Here is a 14873-nt window from a genome sequence, read left to right as displayed (position 1 = left end):
CTTTTCCTTCTTCTTCATACTTCGATTTTCTTCTTATACAGAGGCATTGCCGCCGGCTTCCCGAAATAATAACCCTGGAATAATTGGTACCCCCGCTGCTTAAGCCATTTAAAGTCTTCGCGTGTTTCAACGCCTTCGGCCAAAGGAATGGAGCCGATTTCCAGCGCTTTCTTCAAAAAATTTTCCGCCACTTTCTGCTTTGCCGGATCCATTGCCACCCCTTGGACATATTGCATATCCAACTTCATGTATTTCGGCTTCAGGTCTGCCAGCATTTCAATCGTACTGTAACCTTCACCCACGTCATCCAACGCGTAATCGAATCCTTTTTCCTTGTAGTAAGCCAAGATTTTCTTCAAATGATCCAAATCATCCACTTTTTCCGTTTCCACCACTTCAAATACTAAGGATTTTGGATCCACCCCTAGCTGTTCTGATAAAGAAATTGTCGAACGCAAGCAAAATTCAGGGGAATAAATTGAAGTCGGAATGAAATTGATGAACGCTTTCTCTCCTTTAAGTTTGGCTGCATACCTTACAGCTGTCATTCTGCATACCCGATCCAATGCATACAGGCGCCCGCGGATTTTGGCAGCTGGAAAAATTTCATTCGGGTAGATCATCGATCCGTCTTCATTTTGGAAACGCGCCAGCATTTCATATGCAAAAATCTCTTCATTTCCATTCACAATTGGCTGATAATGGCAGGAAATCAGCTCTTTTTGAATCACTTTATCAATCCATTGCATATCCAACACGGTTTCAATTTCAGAAAACGGCTTCCACGCTTCACGGTTTATTCGGAAAACGACTTGTTCCAAATCCATAAAATGACGGCAAAAATCCATCAGCTCTTTGGCTCCTGCTTCATCTACAATCAGTCCATTTTCTGTCGTCACTATGTCAATGTCTCTTCTATTCAAATGGCTATAAATTTGCGGCAATGCCAACATATTGGAGTTGCCTTCTATTTTGATCTCAAACTTCAACTCCGTTACGGAGCAATTATTGCATTGCAAGTCCATTTCCTCCTTAATTTTGGTAGTTCCATTTTACTTTATTTCACTAGTTAATAGTTAACAATTTTATACAAAAAATAAAAAATCGCTAATGGGAAAAGAGTTGTTCTTGTTTTATTAGCACAACTGAAGCATCTGTTACATGATGATTTAACCGTCGGAAAAAGAGGTTTTTTTTCGACGGTGAAGAATGTATACATTAACTTGCCGTTCATCGTTTAACAGGCAAAAGAAACTGCTCTAGGTTATCCGAATTGTTGTCCATCTCAAAAGAACGGCCCGCTGTTATTTCATTCACAAAGGAGAATGATCATGGGAAAAATCGTTGTTGCGATGTATTTGACGCTTGATGGGGTTATGGAAGAACCGTCATGGACTGCCCCTTACTGGGATAACGAAATCGCGAAGTTCCAGCTGGATCTGCTGTTCGGCAGTGACGCATTGCTGCTTGGAAGGGTGACATATGAAGGGTTTGCAGCCGCTTGGCCCGCTGCTGAAGATGAAGAAGGGTTTGCTGACCGGATGAATAAAATACCCAAGTATGTAGCTTCCACCACTCTGAAGCGCACGGAATGGAATGCCCGCCTGATTACCAGCAATGTAGCGCAGGAAGTCGCCAAACTGAAAAAAACCGGACAACGTCTGTTGGTTTATGGCAGCGCTGAACTCATTGAAACTTTGCTGAAACATGATTTGGTCGACGAACTTCATTTGATGACATTTCCGCTCGTTTTGGGAGAAGGCAAACGGCTTTTCAAGGAAAATGCTGATCAGAAAATGTTCAACTTACAGGACATCCGTTCAACAGATTCAGGTGTGCTCATTGCCAGTTATACACCAGACAAATAAAACAGAAAAAGAAAGCCTCCTGCAACGGGAGGCTTTCTTTTTTGTGCTTAGTTTTTGCTGAATTTCTTTTTGGCGTAAACATAAGTGACTGCCAGTGCAGCAACCAGTACGCCTCCTTTGATAATATCAAAAGCATAATAAGGGAGATTCTGAATCGTTAAGCCGTTCAACAAAATGCCGATAACTGCAGCTCCAAAAAATGTGCCCAGCGCATTCGGTTTGCCCGCCCCTAACACCGAGTAACCGACAAATACTGCCGCAACTGCCTCCATCATCAACGGAGCCCCTGCATCAATTTGTCCGGAACCTACGCGTGCAGTAAACAAAATACCAGCCATTGAAGCAAAAATACCCGATACTACATAAGCGGCAAATTTCACTTTTTTGACGCTGACGCCCGACAGTGTCGCGGCTTCGGCGTTCCCGCCGGTCATGTAAAGCACCCGGCCCCAGCGTGTATGGTTTAAAATTACATAGGAAGCCAGGACCATCACCAGCATGATCCAAACCGGAACCGGCAAGCCCAGCATCTGTCCTTGCCCAATCCACAGAAACGCTTCCGACAATTGCCCCGGTGCGGTTCCTCCTGAAGTCAATGGCATATTGTTGTAGATCGAGTAGCCTTCTGTGTACGTACGGTGCAAACCGGCAACAATGTACATCATGCTCAGCGTCGCCAGCAAATCCGGAATGCCGATGACCACAATAAGAAAGCTGTTGACCGCTCCGACCAGCACCCCGATCAATAGCGGCAGGAGAAGGACGAGCCATAGCGGCATATCGTACCAAACCATCAGAGATGCGGAAACGACTGTCGATAAAGACATCGTCGAACCTACCGATAAATCGAAACCATCCACTACCAGCGTGAACGTGACACCCAAAGCGAGTAACGTGACAATGGAAATGGAACGCAGGATGTCTGTGAAGTTACCGTATGCGAAAAAAGCATCGCTGATTGTGCTGAAGTAAAAAATGATGAAAATAAGTAATGCGATGGCGCCATATTTAAACAGAAACTGAATCGCGTTGTCTTTCACCGAGCTTTTGTGTTTCCCCAAGTTCTTCTTTTCCACCACTTGCATACAATAAAATCCTTTCCTGGGTCGCTTCTTGTCGTGATAATTCCTTCACGATTTGACCGTTGTACATAACGAGAATCCGATCGGAAATTCCGATGGCTTCATGAATTTCACTTGAAAAATACAGACAGCCTTTGCCGCTTTCAGCCAATTGGCGGATCAATTTAAAAATATCCACTTTGGCTCCGATGTCGACGCCTTTTGTCGGTTCATCGAAGAGGTACAAGGCCGAATCGAGGGAGATCCATTTGCCGATCGCCACTTTCTGCTGGTTTCCTCCGCTCAAATGAACGAGAGGCGTTTCTGTACTGTCGGTTTTGATGCGCAAACGCTCGATGATTTCATCAGCAAAGCGCTTTTCGGCTTTCCGGTCCATCAACAAATTCTTAGAAAACTTTTTCAGGTTAGGGAATGATGCATTGGTTTCCAGTGATTCCTGGACAAATAACCCTTCTTTTCGGCGTTCTTCCGGAATCAACGCCATTCCTGCTTTGATGGCGTCTGCCGGATGGTTGATTTTAGCTGTTTTCCCCGAAAGCTTCACCGTACCCGATGTTAAAGGCGTTCCTCCAAACAAGGCTTTGGCAAGCTCCGTTTTACCGGCGCCGACCAATCCGACGACACCCACTACTTCACCTGCTGCAACCGCGAGCGACAGATCTTTGAGCTTCTGGCCATCCGATAAATTCGCCACTTCCAGCAAAGGGGCTCCAATCGCATGCACCCTCGGCTCCAATTCATGGCTCAGCGCTGCACCGAGCATCGCTTCAATCACTCTATCCTGATCGGCTTCTGCCGTATCGTAGGTTTTGACCAGCGTCCCTTCCCTCATCACTGTAATCCGGTCGCTGATTTCAAATACTTCCGGCAGGCGATGGGAAATAAAGACGCAGCCGACGCCCTGTGCTTTTAACTTTGCAATGACAGTATATAGTTTCTCTGATTCATGGATAGACAGCGGAGCTGTCGGTTCATCAAATATAATGATTTTCGCCGAATGGACCAAGGCTCTGGCAATCAGCACCATCTGCTTTTCCGCCAAAGTCAGTCTCGCCGCTTTCTGCTGGACATTGATGTTGTCTGCCTGCAGCTCGCGCAAAGCAAGACGTGCGCGTTCATTGATTTTTTGTCTGGAAACGAATAAATTGCCTTTCCCTGCGAATGTGTCGAGGAGGATATTTTCTGCCACAGTCAGCTCAGCAACAATGGCTGTATCCACTTCTTGATAAACACAGTAAATCCCCTGTTCTTTGGCTGCCTTCGGCGATTCCAGCCGGATGTCGGAGCCATCCAATTTAATCGTTCCTTCATCCTGCTGGTAAACGCCCGACAGGATTTTGATCAATGTGCTTTTCCCGGCGCCATTGACGCCTAGAATGGCATGGACTTCTCCTTTTTCCAAATGGAACTCGGCTTTTTGCAACGCCTTCACTGCACCGAAAGTTTTGCCGATCGCGGTCATCGAAAGTAAAGCTTGTGCCATAGAAACGCCTCCTTTCTGATAAAAGAGCTGCCCCATCTTTCAGGACAGCTCGAAATGATGAAGATTATTGTCCTTCCAATTCGCGCAATTCATCCGTGTAGCCCTGTTCGCTTGCGCCCCAGCCTTCTACGTATTCGCTTAACTTATCAGTTGTCACCGTTTCTTCCGGCAAACTTTCCGCCTCAACAAAAACCGGCTCCAAAATCACTTTTTCTTCCGGCTGTTCGCCATTCAACAACTGATATAAGTAACGAACTTGAATGCGTCCGATATCCGTCGGATCCACTGCTGCCGAAGCGAGCCATGGGCTGTTTTCTTTTTGCATCAATTGCAGATCCTCATCGCTCATATCGATGCCGTATACTTTAATATCTGTACGCCCTGCTTGTTCAATGGCACGGACAGCACCTTTCGCAAACTCATCCCACGCGGCCCATACTGCAGTGATTTCCCCTTCGTTCGGGTATTGTTTCAAAACTGCTTCCATCTGTGATTGCGTGTCCAGTGCCGTATTATTGGTAGCGGCACCGAATGCTGTCACTTCCTTGATGCCGGGGTTGTCGGATAGGAATTTTTCATAAGCTATCTGGCGTCTTTCCATCGGTGCAAAGCCCGCTGTCCATATTTTAACGATATTGGCTTCGCCGTTATTGTCTTCCGCCAGTTTTTCCAAGCTCATCTCGGCCATCTGCTGATCGCCTTGCTCCAAAGAAACCACACCTTCAACATCGATGCCTGCATCAAACGCCACAACCGGAATTCCGGCTTCAAGCGCTTTTTCAACACCTTGGTTCAATGCTTCTTTTGTTCCATGGTCAATCAAAATGCCATCGACACCTTGATTGATGGCTGCATCCAGGTTAGAGGCCATTTTCGCCAAATCCCCTTCAGAAGTGAAAACAGTTGCCTTGCCTCCGAATTTCTCAACCTGTTCTTCCACACCCGCTATGTATTGGGCGCTGAATGTCCCTAAATTGATTTGCATAATCAAGGCAATTTCTTTGCCGGCAAGTGGATGGTCTGAAGCCTCAGCCTTCGTATCTGAAGAAGTTTCTTCTTCGCTGACGTTCCCTTTTGGTTGGCAAGCGGTTAATAAAATACTGATAAATAAAAGTGCGGCAAGCAGCCAAATAGATTGTTTTTTCATCGTGTTTCTCCTTTTCCTGTAAATGCACCAAGCAAGTCAGGGATGTTTTTTTTGTATTCTGCAGTGATGATACCTTTTTCGGTGATGATGGCGGTGATGAGATGTGCCGGCGTCACGTCGAATGCCGGATTAAACACTTTCGTGCCAAGAGGTGCGACCGGCTGTCCGTTCGTATGGGTAATCTCCTCCGGGTTTCGTTCTTCGATCGGAATCACGGTTCCGTCCTCAATCGACAAATCGAATGTTGATGCCGGCGCCGCTACATAAAATGGGATGCTGAAAGCATTGGCCAACAAAGCTAAGTTATACGTCCCGATTTTATTGGCCGTATCGCCGTTGGCTGCAATGCGGTCCGCGCCTACAATGATGGCTTCAATTCCTTTGGCTCCAATGGTGTGCGCCGCCATGCTGTCGGTGATCAATGTGACATCAACCCCTGACTGCTGAAGCTCCCAAGCTGTCAGACGTGCGCCTTGATAAACCGGACGGGTTTCACAGGCAAACACTTCAAACTCACGGCCGCGTTCGCTGCCAAGATGGAATGGCGCTAAAGCCGTACCGTATTTAGCCGTAGCGATTGAACCGGCGTTGCAGATGGTCATGACTTTCGTCTTTCCTTGCAGCAATACCAAAGCGTGTTCACCAATGCTGCGGCAGGACTCTTCGTCTTCTTTATGGATCTTCACAGCTTCCGCAAGCAGCAGCAATTTCGCCTGCTGCACGTTCTCTGCTTCTTGCACCTTGTCTTTCAAGCGGCTGAGTGCCCAGCCGAGGTTAACGGCAGTCGGCCGTGAAGAATTCAGGTACGCCGCATCTTTTTCGACATATTGCTGAAAAGCTTCCAAGGAAACGGCATCGTGCCGCTGTGCTCCTATCGCTAAGCCATATGCAGCCGTGATGCCGATGGCCGGAGCTCCGCGCACCTTCAAGAAGAAAATCGCGTTATATACATCTTCTACCGTTTCAAGCGTTAAATAGTCAATCTCATGCGGCAGTTTCTGCTGATCCAGGATGGTCAGCTGCTCTCCGTCCCATTTGATGGATAACGGAATGCTCATATGCGTGCCTCCTTCAGAATTTCCACCAAGTCTTTGATCGAAGCAGTTTGTTCACGCTTCAGGATTAATTCCCGCCCACTCTGCAATGCCTGCTTCTTGAAGGAAATTCTCTTATCGTTGTCTTCGATGCTGTCCAGGTCTTTGACATGCGCCAGGCCAATCGTCCGGCGGATCAATTCGCAGCCGGCGAAACCGACGGCATCGGCCAGTACTTTGCCGAGGACATATTCAAGATATCCTTCGGTCTCCTTGAACGATTCAACGCTCTGCGTTTGCCACAGTTCCGTGAATGAAGAAGCGAATACTTCCCATGTTTTTTCAATGTGAGCTACGATTTCCTGGCGCTCCTCGCCTTCCCGTGTAATCGTTTGGAAAATCAGGTTGGCCAGAAACAATCCGACATCAAAGCCGATCGGGCCGTAAAAGCCGAACTCCGGGTCAATGACTTTCGTTTCGGCCGGCCCCGCAAAAATACTGCCGGTATGAAGGTCTCCGTGAAGCAGCGCTTCCGCTTCAGTCAAGAAACTCTTCTTCAATTTCGCCACTTCCAGCTGCAGTTTGCGGTCGTTCCAAATCGCTTCTGCTGCTGCCTGCAGCTGTGGTTCGTAATCATTGGTGTCAACATCAAAAAATGGATCGGTAAAAATCAGGTCTTCTGTGATTTTGCATAGTTCCGGATTGGAAAACTCAGCAGCCAAGCGTTTTTTCTCAAAAGGATGCAGCCCATAATCAGAAGTGTGGAACAAAGTCTGTGCCAGGTATTCGCCGATATCCTGTGACAGCCTTGGAAATTGCCGGCCGTTGATCAAGCCTTCCCGCGCAATTTCGAGATGCGATAAATCTTCCATCACCGTTATAGCCAATGCTTCGTCCGTTGCATGGACGGCCGGCACCAAAGACGGCACAAACTCGCCGTGCTTCTTCAGAACATTGGCTTCGATCGTCGCACGCTTCAATGTCAGCGGCCAACTTTCGCCGATGACTTTGGCATATGGCAAAGCCTGCTTGATGATCAGCCTCTTGCCTGTGGCTGCCTCTTCAATTTGAAAAACATAATTTAAATTGCCGTCGCCGATTTCCCGGCACGTCAATTGAGCTTTATGATCAAATGCTTGAATAGTTTTCGCCAATTCGATGGCAGCTTCTTCGGTTAATGATTTATAGGTGGTTGGAGCCGTAAGTGTCATGGTCAATCTCCCTTTCTCTGCAATATAAAAAGCCTCTTTCCAAAAGAAAGAGGCCAGAATAAGAGATCCCATGCCTCTTATCTTTCAGAAAATAAATTTCTGATGGAATTAGCACCGTGCCTTACAGGATATTCATCCTGGCGCCAAAGCGCCCCGTCTCACAACGGTATTACGGTCGGTTGCTGGGCGTCATCGGGCCAAAATCCCTCTGCCAGCTCTTGATAAGAGTACTGCTTGTCGTGCTATTAAGTTCTGAAATGAATCCTATCACGATTCAGAATTGACTGTCAATCACATTTTTTAAATAAAAACAATTTTGCAACAATGCTGTTGACAGATTTCGGTGCGCATGAAATAATCAGAATTACTTTACTCTATTAAAGCAGTTCTATCATTTCGAACGATCATTTCTTTTTACGCTGAGATTCTATAAGTAGGACCAGCCCAAAAAACTTACCCAATTTCATATCTTTCTTATTCAGAGCAGGTGGAGGGACAAGCCCTACGATACCCGGCAACCGGTCCAATAGTGGACACGGTGCTAATTCTTGCAGCCAGAACCGATGGCTGAGAAATAAGAAGTTGTTAAAGCCCTTAACCTCTTCTTATTTGAAGAGGTTTTTTATTTTTTAAAATTGCATGGGAGTGTTGAATACATGAGCATCTTGACTGCTACTTATCAATTATACGGAAAGCCTGGTTCTTTTGAGAAAAAGGCGGAAGGCATCGCTTTGGGTCTGACGATCGGCTCCTGGACCGATTTGCCGCTCCTCGAACAGGAGCAGCTGAAACACCATAAAGGAAACGTCGTTTCCGTTAAGGAATTTGAAGAAATCAACCATCCATTGAAACCCGAACTGGTCAAAGCGGAAGTTGCTGTCGCTTATCCGTCCGCCAATTTCTCTGCTGACCTTCCGGCCATCTTGACCACGGTTTTCGGAAAATTGTCATTGGACGGAGAAGTGAAGTTAGTGGATTTGGATTTCAGCCACGACTTGCTCAGCCATTTTCCCGGCCCACGCTTCGGCATTGAAGAAATCCGCAACACACTTGGCGTAGCCGGACGACCGCTTCTGATGAGCATATTCAAAGGCGTCATCGGCCGCGATCTGGATTTTCTGTCTGCTCAATTGCGTGAACAGGCATTGGGTGGTGTGGACTTGGTCAAAGACGATGAAATTTTATTCGACAATCCACTGACTCCATTTGAAAAACGAATCACCACTGGCAAAGACGTACTGACAAGCGTTTATGAAGAAACAGGCCATCGTACACTTTATGCGGTGAACTTGTCAGGGCGAACTTCCGAACTGAGAGGAAAAGCACGAAAAGCACGTGAACTTGGAGCGGATGCTTTACTGTTCAATGTTCATGCGTATGGGCTCGATGTACTGCAGGAACTGGCTGAAGATGATGAAATTGCTTTGCCGCTCATGGCACATCCGGCTTTCAGCGGCGCTTTCACTTCTTCCGCTTTCTATGGTCTCGCTACACCGCTCGCACTCGGGAAATTGATCCGCTATGCAGGAGCTGACTTCTCCCTGTTTCCTTCTCCTTACGGCAGTGTTGCGTTGGAGAAAACAGCGGCCCTTGCGCTCGGCAAAGAACTGACGATAGACAGCCCTCTGAAGCGCAGCTTCCCCGTTCCATCTGCAGGCATCCACCCTGGTCTTGTGCCATTGCTGATGGCTGATTATGGAATCGACAGTGTCATCAATGCCGGCGGCGGTGTCCATGGACATCCCGCTGGTGCAGCTGGCGGCGGACAGGCTTTCAGGCAGGCCATCGATGCGGTCCTGCAGGGGGAAACTCTGCAGGCGGCAGGCAAACAACATCAAGAACTACAAACAGCACTTGAGCTATGGGGGTGAACAACTTGAGTAAACCGATTATTTTTTGCGATTTTGACGGCACCGTTACAGCCAATGACAACATCATTGCCATTATGAAGAAATTTAATCCGCCGGGCTGGGAAACCGTCAAAGACCAGATTCTTGACCAATCCATTTCGATACGTGAGGGTGTTGCGAAAATGTTCTCCCTCCTTCCGGTCGAGGCAAAAGACGACATCATTTCATATGTGCTGGAGCAGGCGGAAATACGCGAAGGCTTCAGCGATTTTGTCGCTTATACAAAGCAACAGCAACTTCCTTTGTACATCGTCAGCGGCGGCATCGATTTCTTTGTTTACCCGCTGCTTGAACCATTTGGACCTTTTGACGGCATTTATTGCAACAGCGCCGATTTTTCAGGAGACACCATCAAACTGGTATTTCCACATGGCTGTGACGAAACCTGTACCAGCCAAGGCTGTGGCTGCTGCAAACCATCCGTCATTCGGGATCTTCTAGGCAGCAGCGCCAAAAGTATCGTCATCGGCGATTCCATCAGTGACTGGGAAGCCGCCAAACAAGCTGATTTTGTCATTGCCCGGGATCTGCTGGCTGAAAAATGCCAGGAAGCGGACATCGATTATAAACCGTTTGAAACTTTCCATGAAGTCATCGCCATTGTGGATGACTATACAGGGGTGAAGTCATGACGGCATTGCACGATAAATGGCTGGAACTGGCCGATGTCAAAGATGAACTGGCTATTCGTGACTGGTTTATGGGAACCAGCGGAAATCTCGCCATCAAAGTGGCGGACGAGCCACTTGAATTTCTGGTTACCGCCAGCGGCAAAGACAAGAAAAAACGCACTGACGAAGACTTCCTTCTTGTGGATGCCGATGGACAGCCGGCTGCCGGGACTCTATTGAAGCCTTCTGCAGAAACTTTGTTGCACTGTGCGATATATGGAAAGACAGGGGCCGGCTGCAGCCTCCACGTCCACACGGTAGCCAATAACGTCATTTCCGAATTATACGGAGATGCCGGAAAAATCGATTTCCAGGGACAGGAATTGATCAAGGCCTTTGGATTATGGGAAGAAGATGCTGTATTGACCATTCCGATCATTCCAAATCACGCCGATATCCCGACGCTTGCCGCAGCCTTTGAACCTTATATCACTGCCGATAAAGGAGCGGTGCTGATCCGCAACCACGGCATCACCGTTTGGGGAAAAGACGGCTTTGAAGCAAAGAAGCTGCTTGAAGCCAGCGAATTTTTATTTCAATACCAATTAGCGTTACAACTACAGTTAAAATAAGAGAGGAAGATTTAAATGGCGATCATTAAAATTCAAGGAACAAACGAAACAATCGAGGCACAAAACGAAGTAGCGGCATTTCTGGAGCAGCAGGAAGTCGTTTATGAGCATTGGGACAACACTAAATTGCCGGAGAACCTGCGCGAAAAATTTGATTTGAGCGATGCTGACAAAGACGAAATCCTTCAGGCATTCAAAACAGAAATCGATGACATCTCCGAGCGCCGCGGCTACCAGGCAGCGGATATCATTTCCCTGTCTGACTCTAATCCGAAATTGGATGAGCTCCTGAAAAACTTCCAGCGCAAGCATATTCACACAGATGACGAAGTCCGTTACATCGTCAGCGGACACGGCGTCTTCATCATCCAAGGAAAAGACGAACGTTTTTTTGAAGTTCACTTGACGCCAGGCGACTTAATCTCGGTTCCTGAAAACATCACCCATTACTTTACACTTGCTGACGACCGCAAAGTCGTAGCTATCCGTATTTTTGTAACGACTGAAGGATGGGTACCGGTTTACCAGGAAGAAGGCAGTGTACAAAGCTAATAATTTTTCAAAAAGACTCGAGTAATCGAGTCTTTTTTATTTTGAAAAACAGGTAATTTTTTTCTATTTTTAATGTCTTTTAAGCTATAATGTCTTTTGAGTTATATTTTGTAAATAGAAATGAGTGATATGAATGAAGAAAACGCTTCTATCTATAACAGCAATTATTATTCTGCTTTTGCTGCCCGTTCTTGTCTGGTTCTTTAAAGAAGAAAAAATAGTAAACATAGCCATACTCGATAAAACAGTACCGACTGAAAGCTACCGGGAACATAAAGGACTGACCTGGCTGTTGAATCACCATCGCTATGTAACAGAATCCCAGGAGCCCTATCAGGCAGAGTCCGATTATTACGGCTTTGTTCCGGATGAACAAGCGGAAAGCTATACAACCCGTGAGTTGCCTCAAGATCTATCTGGAACGGACTTGATTTATTTAGCGGATTCTTATGGAGTCTATGAAGAAGATCTTCCTTGGCAGTCTGCAGAGAAAAAGCCGGGCACTTCATCCATGCTTTCCGGTGGGCTTGAAATGGCTGAATGGCAAACCATCAAAAAGCAGGTGCAGTCCCAAGGCACGGACTTGGTTGTAGAATTCAATACCTTCGCCTCCCCAACTACGGAAGAAGTCACCCAGGACATGAACGAATTCCTAGGATTGGAATGGAGCGGCTGGAGTGGACGCCATTTCGCAGACCTCCATTCTACTGACGGCGAAGTACCTCAATGGATTATTGAGAACTATGAAAGAAATGATGGAGAATGGAATTTTGAAGGGGCCGGATTTGTCTTGGTCAATGATGCTGAAGGTGAAATCGTGGTCCTTTCTGAAGATGCCGGAGAAGTCGGTACTGACGGGCTTCGCCTTGCCTTCACTGAACAAGGTACAGCTCAATTCGAGTTGAAGAAAAGCCCTTCTTTTGATTATTGGTTTGATATCAACCAAGCGCAGTCAGGCACCGAGGTCTTAGCAGACTACCAATGGAACCTGGAAACTAAAGGCAGCGACAAATTGAAAGCAGCAGATATTCCGTTGGATTTTCCAGCTGTCTTTCATCAATCGAAACACGGAGCGGATCTTTATTACTTTGCAGGGGATTTTGTCGATATGGATGACACGCCAAACTTCTACCGCTATTCAGGATTCTCGAAGCTGCGTTCATTCCTTTCCATGGAATCGCTTGATGGCGAAAAGAGTTTTTATTGGCAGACTTACGTACCTATGATGGAAACGATTTTGGCGAATGCAGAACAGAAGAAAAAACAAGTTGAAACAGTTAAAGCTACTGCCGCCACGAAAGAGGGGATCGCATATCCTTCCCGCATTAATGGGCAAGCGTTTGAAGTTTATGAGGATGGCGAGTGGCAGCCCTTCACTATTAAAGGCGTCAATATGGGAATGGCCAAACCCGGAACGTTTCCAGGAGAAGCGGCCATCACCCGCGAAGAATACGACCGGTGGTTCAAGGCAATCGGCGAGATGAATGCCAATGCAATCCGTGTCTATACGCTCCATCCGCCGGCTTTCTACGAAGCATTCGCTGCTTACAATGCCAGCGCTGACGAGCCGCTTTACTTGTATCACGGGGTTTGGATTGACGAAGAGCCGCTGGTGGAGACATTGGACGCTTTTACTCCTGAAATCACAGAACGGTTTCAAACTGAAGTCGAGAAAATTGTCGATGTGATCCACGGCGATGCTGTAGTTGAACAGGAACCGGGCCACGCTTACGGAACTTATAAGTCTGATATTTCTCCCTATGTCATCGGTTGGATGATTGGCATTGAATGGTTTCCTTTAACAGTCGATCAAATGGAGCAGGATTATCCGGACTTGGGTGATTTTGAAGGCACCTATGTCTATACAGAAGAGGCAAATCCAATGGAGCATTGGCTGGCACAGCAATTGGACTTTTTGGCCGCCTACGAGTTGGACGAATACCAAAGCATGCGCCCTCTCAGCTTCACCAACTGGGTAACGACAGACAACATCGATCAGCCTGCAGAACCGAGTGAACAGGAAGACATGGCCACCGTCGATCCGAATCACATCAAGACCAAAGGCATCACAGATACGGTCGGCATGTTCGCCTCCTACCATGTCTATCCGTACTATCCCGATTTTCTGAATCTGGAGGAACGCTATACTGAATTTGTTGATCACCGCGGCGAATTCAATAACTATGCCGGTTACTTGAAGGACTTGAATGATTCGCACGACATGCCGATCGTCATCGCCGAATTCGGGGTTCCGGCCTCCCGCGGCATGACTCACGAAAATCCATTCGGCTGGAATCAAGGATTCATTTCTGAACGGCAGCAAGGGGAAATCGTCACCCATATGTATGAAGACATTCTTGAAGAAGGCATGCTGGGCGGTATGGTCTTCACCTGGCAGGATGAGTGGTTTAAACGTACTTGGAATACGATGGATTATGACAATCCGGACGAGCGTCCATTTTGGTCCAACGCCCAAACCAACGAGCAGCAATTTGGCTTGCTGAGTTTTGATCGCCACAAAGTCAAAGTGGATGGTGAAGATGATTGGACAGAGGACGAAACCCTTTATGAAAAAGAGGATGGAGCACTCAGAACCTTAACCATGGATTCGGACGAACGTTATGTCTACATCAAAGCCCAATTCGACCCAGCCAATAAAAACTGGTGGGACAACCAGGATTTCAACCTTTACTTCAGCATCCGTGAAGGCCAAGGCATCGCGGTCGATGCCTTGGAGAAAACAGAGTTTCTGGCAGACTTCCACTTGAAGGTGGAAGGATTGGAGAAAGCACAGCTCCAGGTAGCGGGCGATTACGACAGCTTCTATTATGATTACCATGAACGCCTAGAGATGATTCCGGCAGAAGAGGATATCGAGTCGACATTCCACCCGATCCGCCTTGCGTTGAACAAAGAATTCGTACGCCCGGATACAGGCGAAACTTATCCGTTCGATGCCTATGAAACTGGCGTCTTCCGTTTTGGCATTGCCAATCCTGAGCACGAGGATTACGATTCCTTGAACGATTATTATTACGACAAGAAGACGGGAATCATGGAAATCCGTATTCCGTGGATGTTGTTGAACGCTAAAGATCCGGCTAAGCGCGAATTCATCGGTGATCTCTGGAAAGATGGCATCGAATCCTCCGAAACGATCAAAGGGCTGGACATCGCCGCCAGCCTGACCGATAGCGACGGAAAGGCTGTTGAAACTTTTGAAGCCTCTCAAGCGGCCCGGTACTCATGGGAAACTTGGGGGCTGCCGCAATCCGAAGAGCGGCTGAAGCAATCTTATTACATTCTTCAAAAGACCTTCGGCGAGAAAAATTAAATAGAAACC

The 14873-nt window shown here is 47.1% G+C and carries 12 protein-coding genes and 2 riboswitches; of the genes, 6 read left to right on the top strand and 6 right to left on the bottom strand.

The features are described from left to right. Window positions 1-14: 14 nt before the first annotated feature. Window positions 15-1025: an EAL domain-containing protein gene (locus QMA04_RS00675; RefSeq protein ID WP_483313706.1), complete on the bottom strand. Its 1011-nt coding sequence runs from the start codon at window positions 1023-1025 to the stop codon at window positions 15-17. Window positions 1026-1331: 306 nt separating this feature from the next. Between QMA04_RS00675 and QMA04_RS00670 the strand changes: the two genes are divergently transcribed. Further along, window positions 1332-1868 (top strand): dihydrofolate reductase family protein, encoded by a 537-nt coding sequence (locus QMA04_RS00670; protein ID WP_203340322.1) that lies wholly within the window; start codon window positions 1332-1334, stop codon window positions 1866-1868. Window positions 1869-1915: 47 nt separating this feature from the next. On the opposite strand, the gene QMA04_RS00665 is transcribed toward QMA04_RS00670, so the two are convergent. The 5 genes from QMA04_RS00665 to mtnK all read right to left on the bottom strand — a co-directional run bounded on the left by QMA04_RS00665 (window position 1916) and on the right by mtnK (window position 7825). Beyond that, complete coding sequence (locus QMA04_RS00665) at window positions 1916-2953, bottom strand: ABC transporter permease (protein WP_290183606.1); 1038 nt, start codon at window positions 2951-2953, stop codon at window positions 1916-1918. Then, entirely contained in the window at window positions 2877-4433 is a 1557-nt protein-coding gene (locus tag QMA04_RS00660) for a sugar ABC transporter ATP-binding protein (protein WP_290183605.1), read from the bottom strand. The genes QMA04_RS00665 and QMA04_RS00660 overlap by 77 nt, the downstream gene beginning before the upstream one ends. A 64-nt stretch (window positions 4434-4497) precedes the next feature. Then, window positions 4498-5580 carry a sugar ABC transporter substrate-binding protein gene (locus tag QMA04_RS00655; RefSeq protein ID WP_290183604.1) on the bottom strand — a complete coding sequence of 361 codons (1083 nt, stop codon included), beginning with the start codon at window positions 5578-5580 and terminating at the stop codon, window positions 4498-4500. Next, window positions 5577-6638, bottom strand: a complete 1062-nt coding sequence (gene mtnA / locus QMA04_RS00650; RefSeq protein WP_290183603.1) for an S-methyl-5-thioribose-1-phosphate isomerase — start codon at window positions 6636-6638, stop codon at window positions 5577-5579. The genes QMA04_RS00655 and mtnA overlap by 4 nt, the downstream gene beginning before the upstream one ends. After that, entirely contained in the window at window positions 6635-7825 is a 1191-nt protein-coding gene (gene mtnK, locus QMA04_RS00645; RefSeq protein ID WP_290183602.1) for an S-methyl-5-thioribose kinase, read from the bottom strand. The genes mtnA and mtnK overlap by 4 nt, the downstream gene beginning before the upstream one ends. Window positions 7826-7899: 74 nt before the next feature. After that, window positions 7900-8053, bottom strand: a riboswitch (SAM riboswitch). 243 nt (window positions 8054-8296) lie between these two features. Then, window positions 8297-8406: riboswitch (SAM riboswitch) on the top strand. Window positions 8407-8481: 75 nt separating this feature from the next. Here mtnK and mtnW point away from each other — a divergent pair. The 5 genes from mtnW to QMA04_RS00620 all read left to right on the top strand — a co-directional run bounded on the left by mtnW (window position 8482) and on the right by QMA04_RS00620 (window position 14864). Continuing rightward, on the top strand, window positions 8482-9696 hold the full coding sequence (gene mtnW / locus QMA04_RS00640; RefSeq protein ID WP_290183601.1) for a 2,3-diketo-5-methylthiopentyl-1-phosphate enolase: 1215 nt from the start codon (window positions 8482-8484) through the stop codon (window positions 9694-9696). A gap of 5 nt (window positions 9697-9701) precedes the next feature. Next, entirely contained in the window at window positions 9702-10367 is a 666-nt protein-coding gene (locus QMA04_RS00635) for a 2-hydroxy-3-keto-5-methylthiopentenyl-1-phosphate phosphatase (RefSeq protein WP_290183600.1), read from the top strand. Further along, window positions 10364-10978, top strand: coding sequence for a methylthioribulose 1-phosphate dehydratase (locus tag QMA04_RS00630; protein WP_191714609.1), 615 nt, complete (start codon window positions 10364-10366; stop codon window positions 10976-10978). The genes QMA04_RS00635 and QMA04_RS00630 overlap by 4 nt, the downstream gene beginning before the upstream one ends. A 15-nt stretch (window positions 10979-10993) precedes the next feature. Further along, on the top strand, window positions 10994-11530 hold the full coding sequence (locus QMA04_RS00625; RefSeq protein ID WP_290183599.1) for a 1,2-dihydroxy-3-keto-5-methylthiopentene dioxygenase: 537 nt from the start codon (window positions 10994-10996) through the stop codon (window positions 11528-11530). 133 nt (window positions 11531-11663) lie between these two features. Next, window positions 11664-14864, top strand: a complete 3201-nt coding sequence (locus QMA04_RS00620) for a hypothetical protein (RefSeq protein WP_290183598.1) — start codon at window positions 11664-11666, stop codon at window positions 14862-14864. Window positions 14865-14873: the final 9 nt, after the last annotated feature.

This window comes from Planococcus sp. APC 3900 (genome assembly GCF_030407735.1).
Classification (GTDB): Bacteria; Bacillota; Bacilli; order Bacillales_A; family Planococcaceae; genus Planococcus; species Planococcus notacanthi.
Note: the sequence above shows the minus strand (reverse complement) of the source record. Positions and strands in the feature narration are given on the sequence as shown.

What these genes read in the sequence shown, in the direction of transcription:
- QMA04_RS00660 (WP_290183605.1), bottom strand. Translation starts at nt 4,433, where the DNA reads ATGGCACAAGCTTTACTTTCGATGACCGCGATCGGCAAAACTTTCGGT.
- QMA04_RS00620 (WP_290183598.1), top strand. Translation starts at nt 11,664, where the DNA reads ATGAAGAAAACGCTTCTATCTATAACAGCAATTATTATTCTGCTTTTG.
- mtnK (WP_290183602.1), bottom strand. Translation starts at nt 7,825, where the DNA reads ATGACACTTACGGCTCCAACCACCTATAAATCATTAACCGAAGAAGCT.
- QMA04_RS00675 (WP_483313706.1), bottom strand. Translation starts at nt 1,025, where the DNA reads ATGGACTTGCAATGCAATAATTGCTCCGTAACGGAGTTGAAGTTTGAG.
- mtnW (WP_290183601.1), top strand. Translation starts at nt 8,482, where the DNA reads ATGAGCATCTTGACTGCTACTTATCAATTATACGGAAAGCCTGGTTCT.
- QMA04_RS00625 (WP_290183599.1), top strand. Translation starts at nt 10,994, where the DNA reads ATGGCGATCATTAAAATTCAAGGAACAAACGAAACAATCGAGGCACAA.
- QMA04_RS00655 (WP_290183604.1), bottom strand. Translation starts at nt 5,580, where the DNA reads ATGAAAAAACAATCTATTTGGCTGCTTGCCGCACTTTTATTTATCAGT.
- mtnA (WP_290183603.1), bottom strand. Translation starts at nt 6,638, where the DNA reads ATGAGCATTCCGTTATCCATCAAATGGGACGGAGAGCAGCTGACCATC.
- QMA04_RS00670 (WP_203340322.1), top strand. Translation starts at nt 1,332, where the DNA reads ATGGGAAAAATCGTTGTTGCGATGTATTTGACGCTTGATGGGGTTATG.
- QMA04_RS00665 (WP_290183606.1), bottom strand. Translation starts at nt 2,953, where the DNA reads ATGCAAGTGGTGGAAAAGAAGAACTTGGGGAAACACAAAAGCTCGGTG.
- QMA04_RS00630 (WP_191714609.1), top strand. Translation starts at nt 10,364, where the DNA reads ATGACGGCATTGCACGATAAATGGCTGGAACTGGCCGATGTCAAAGAT.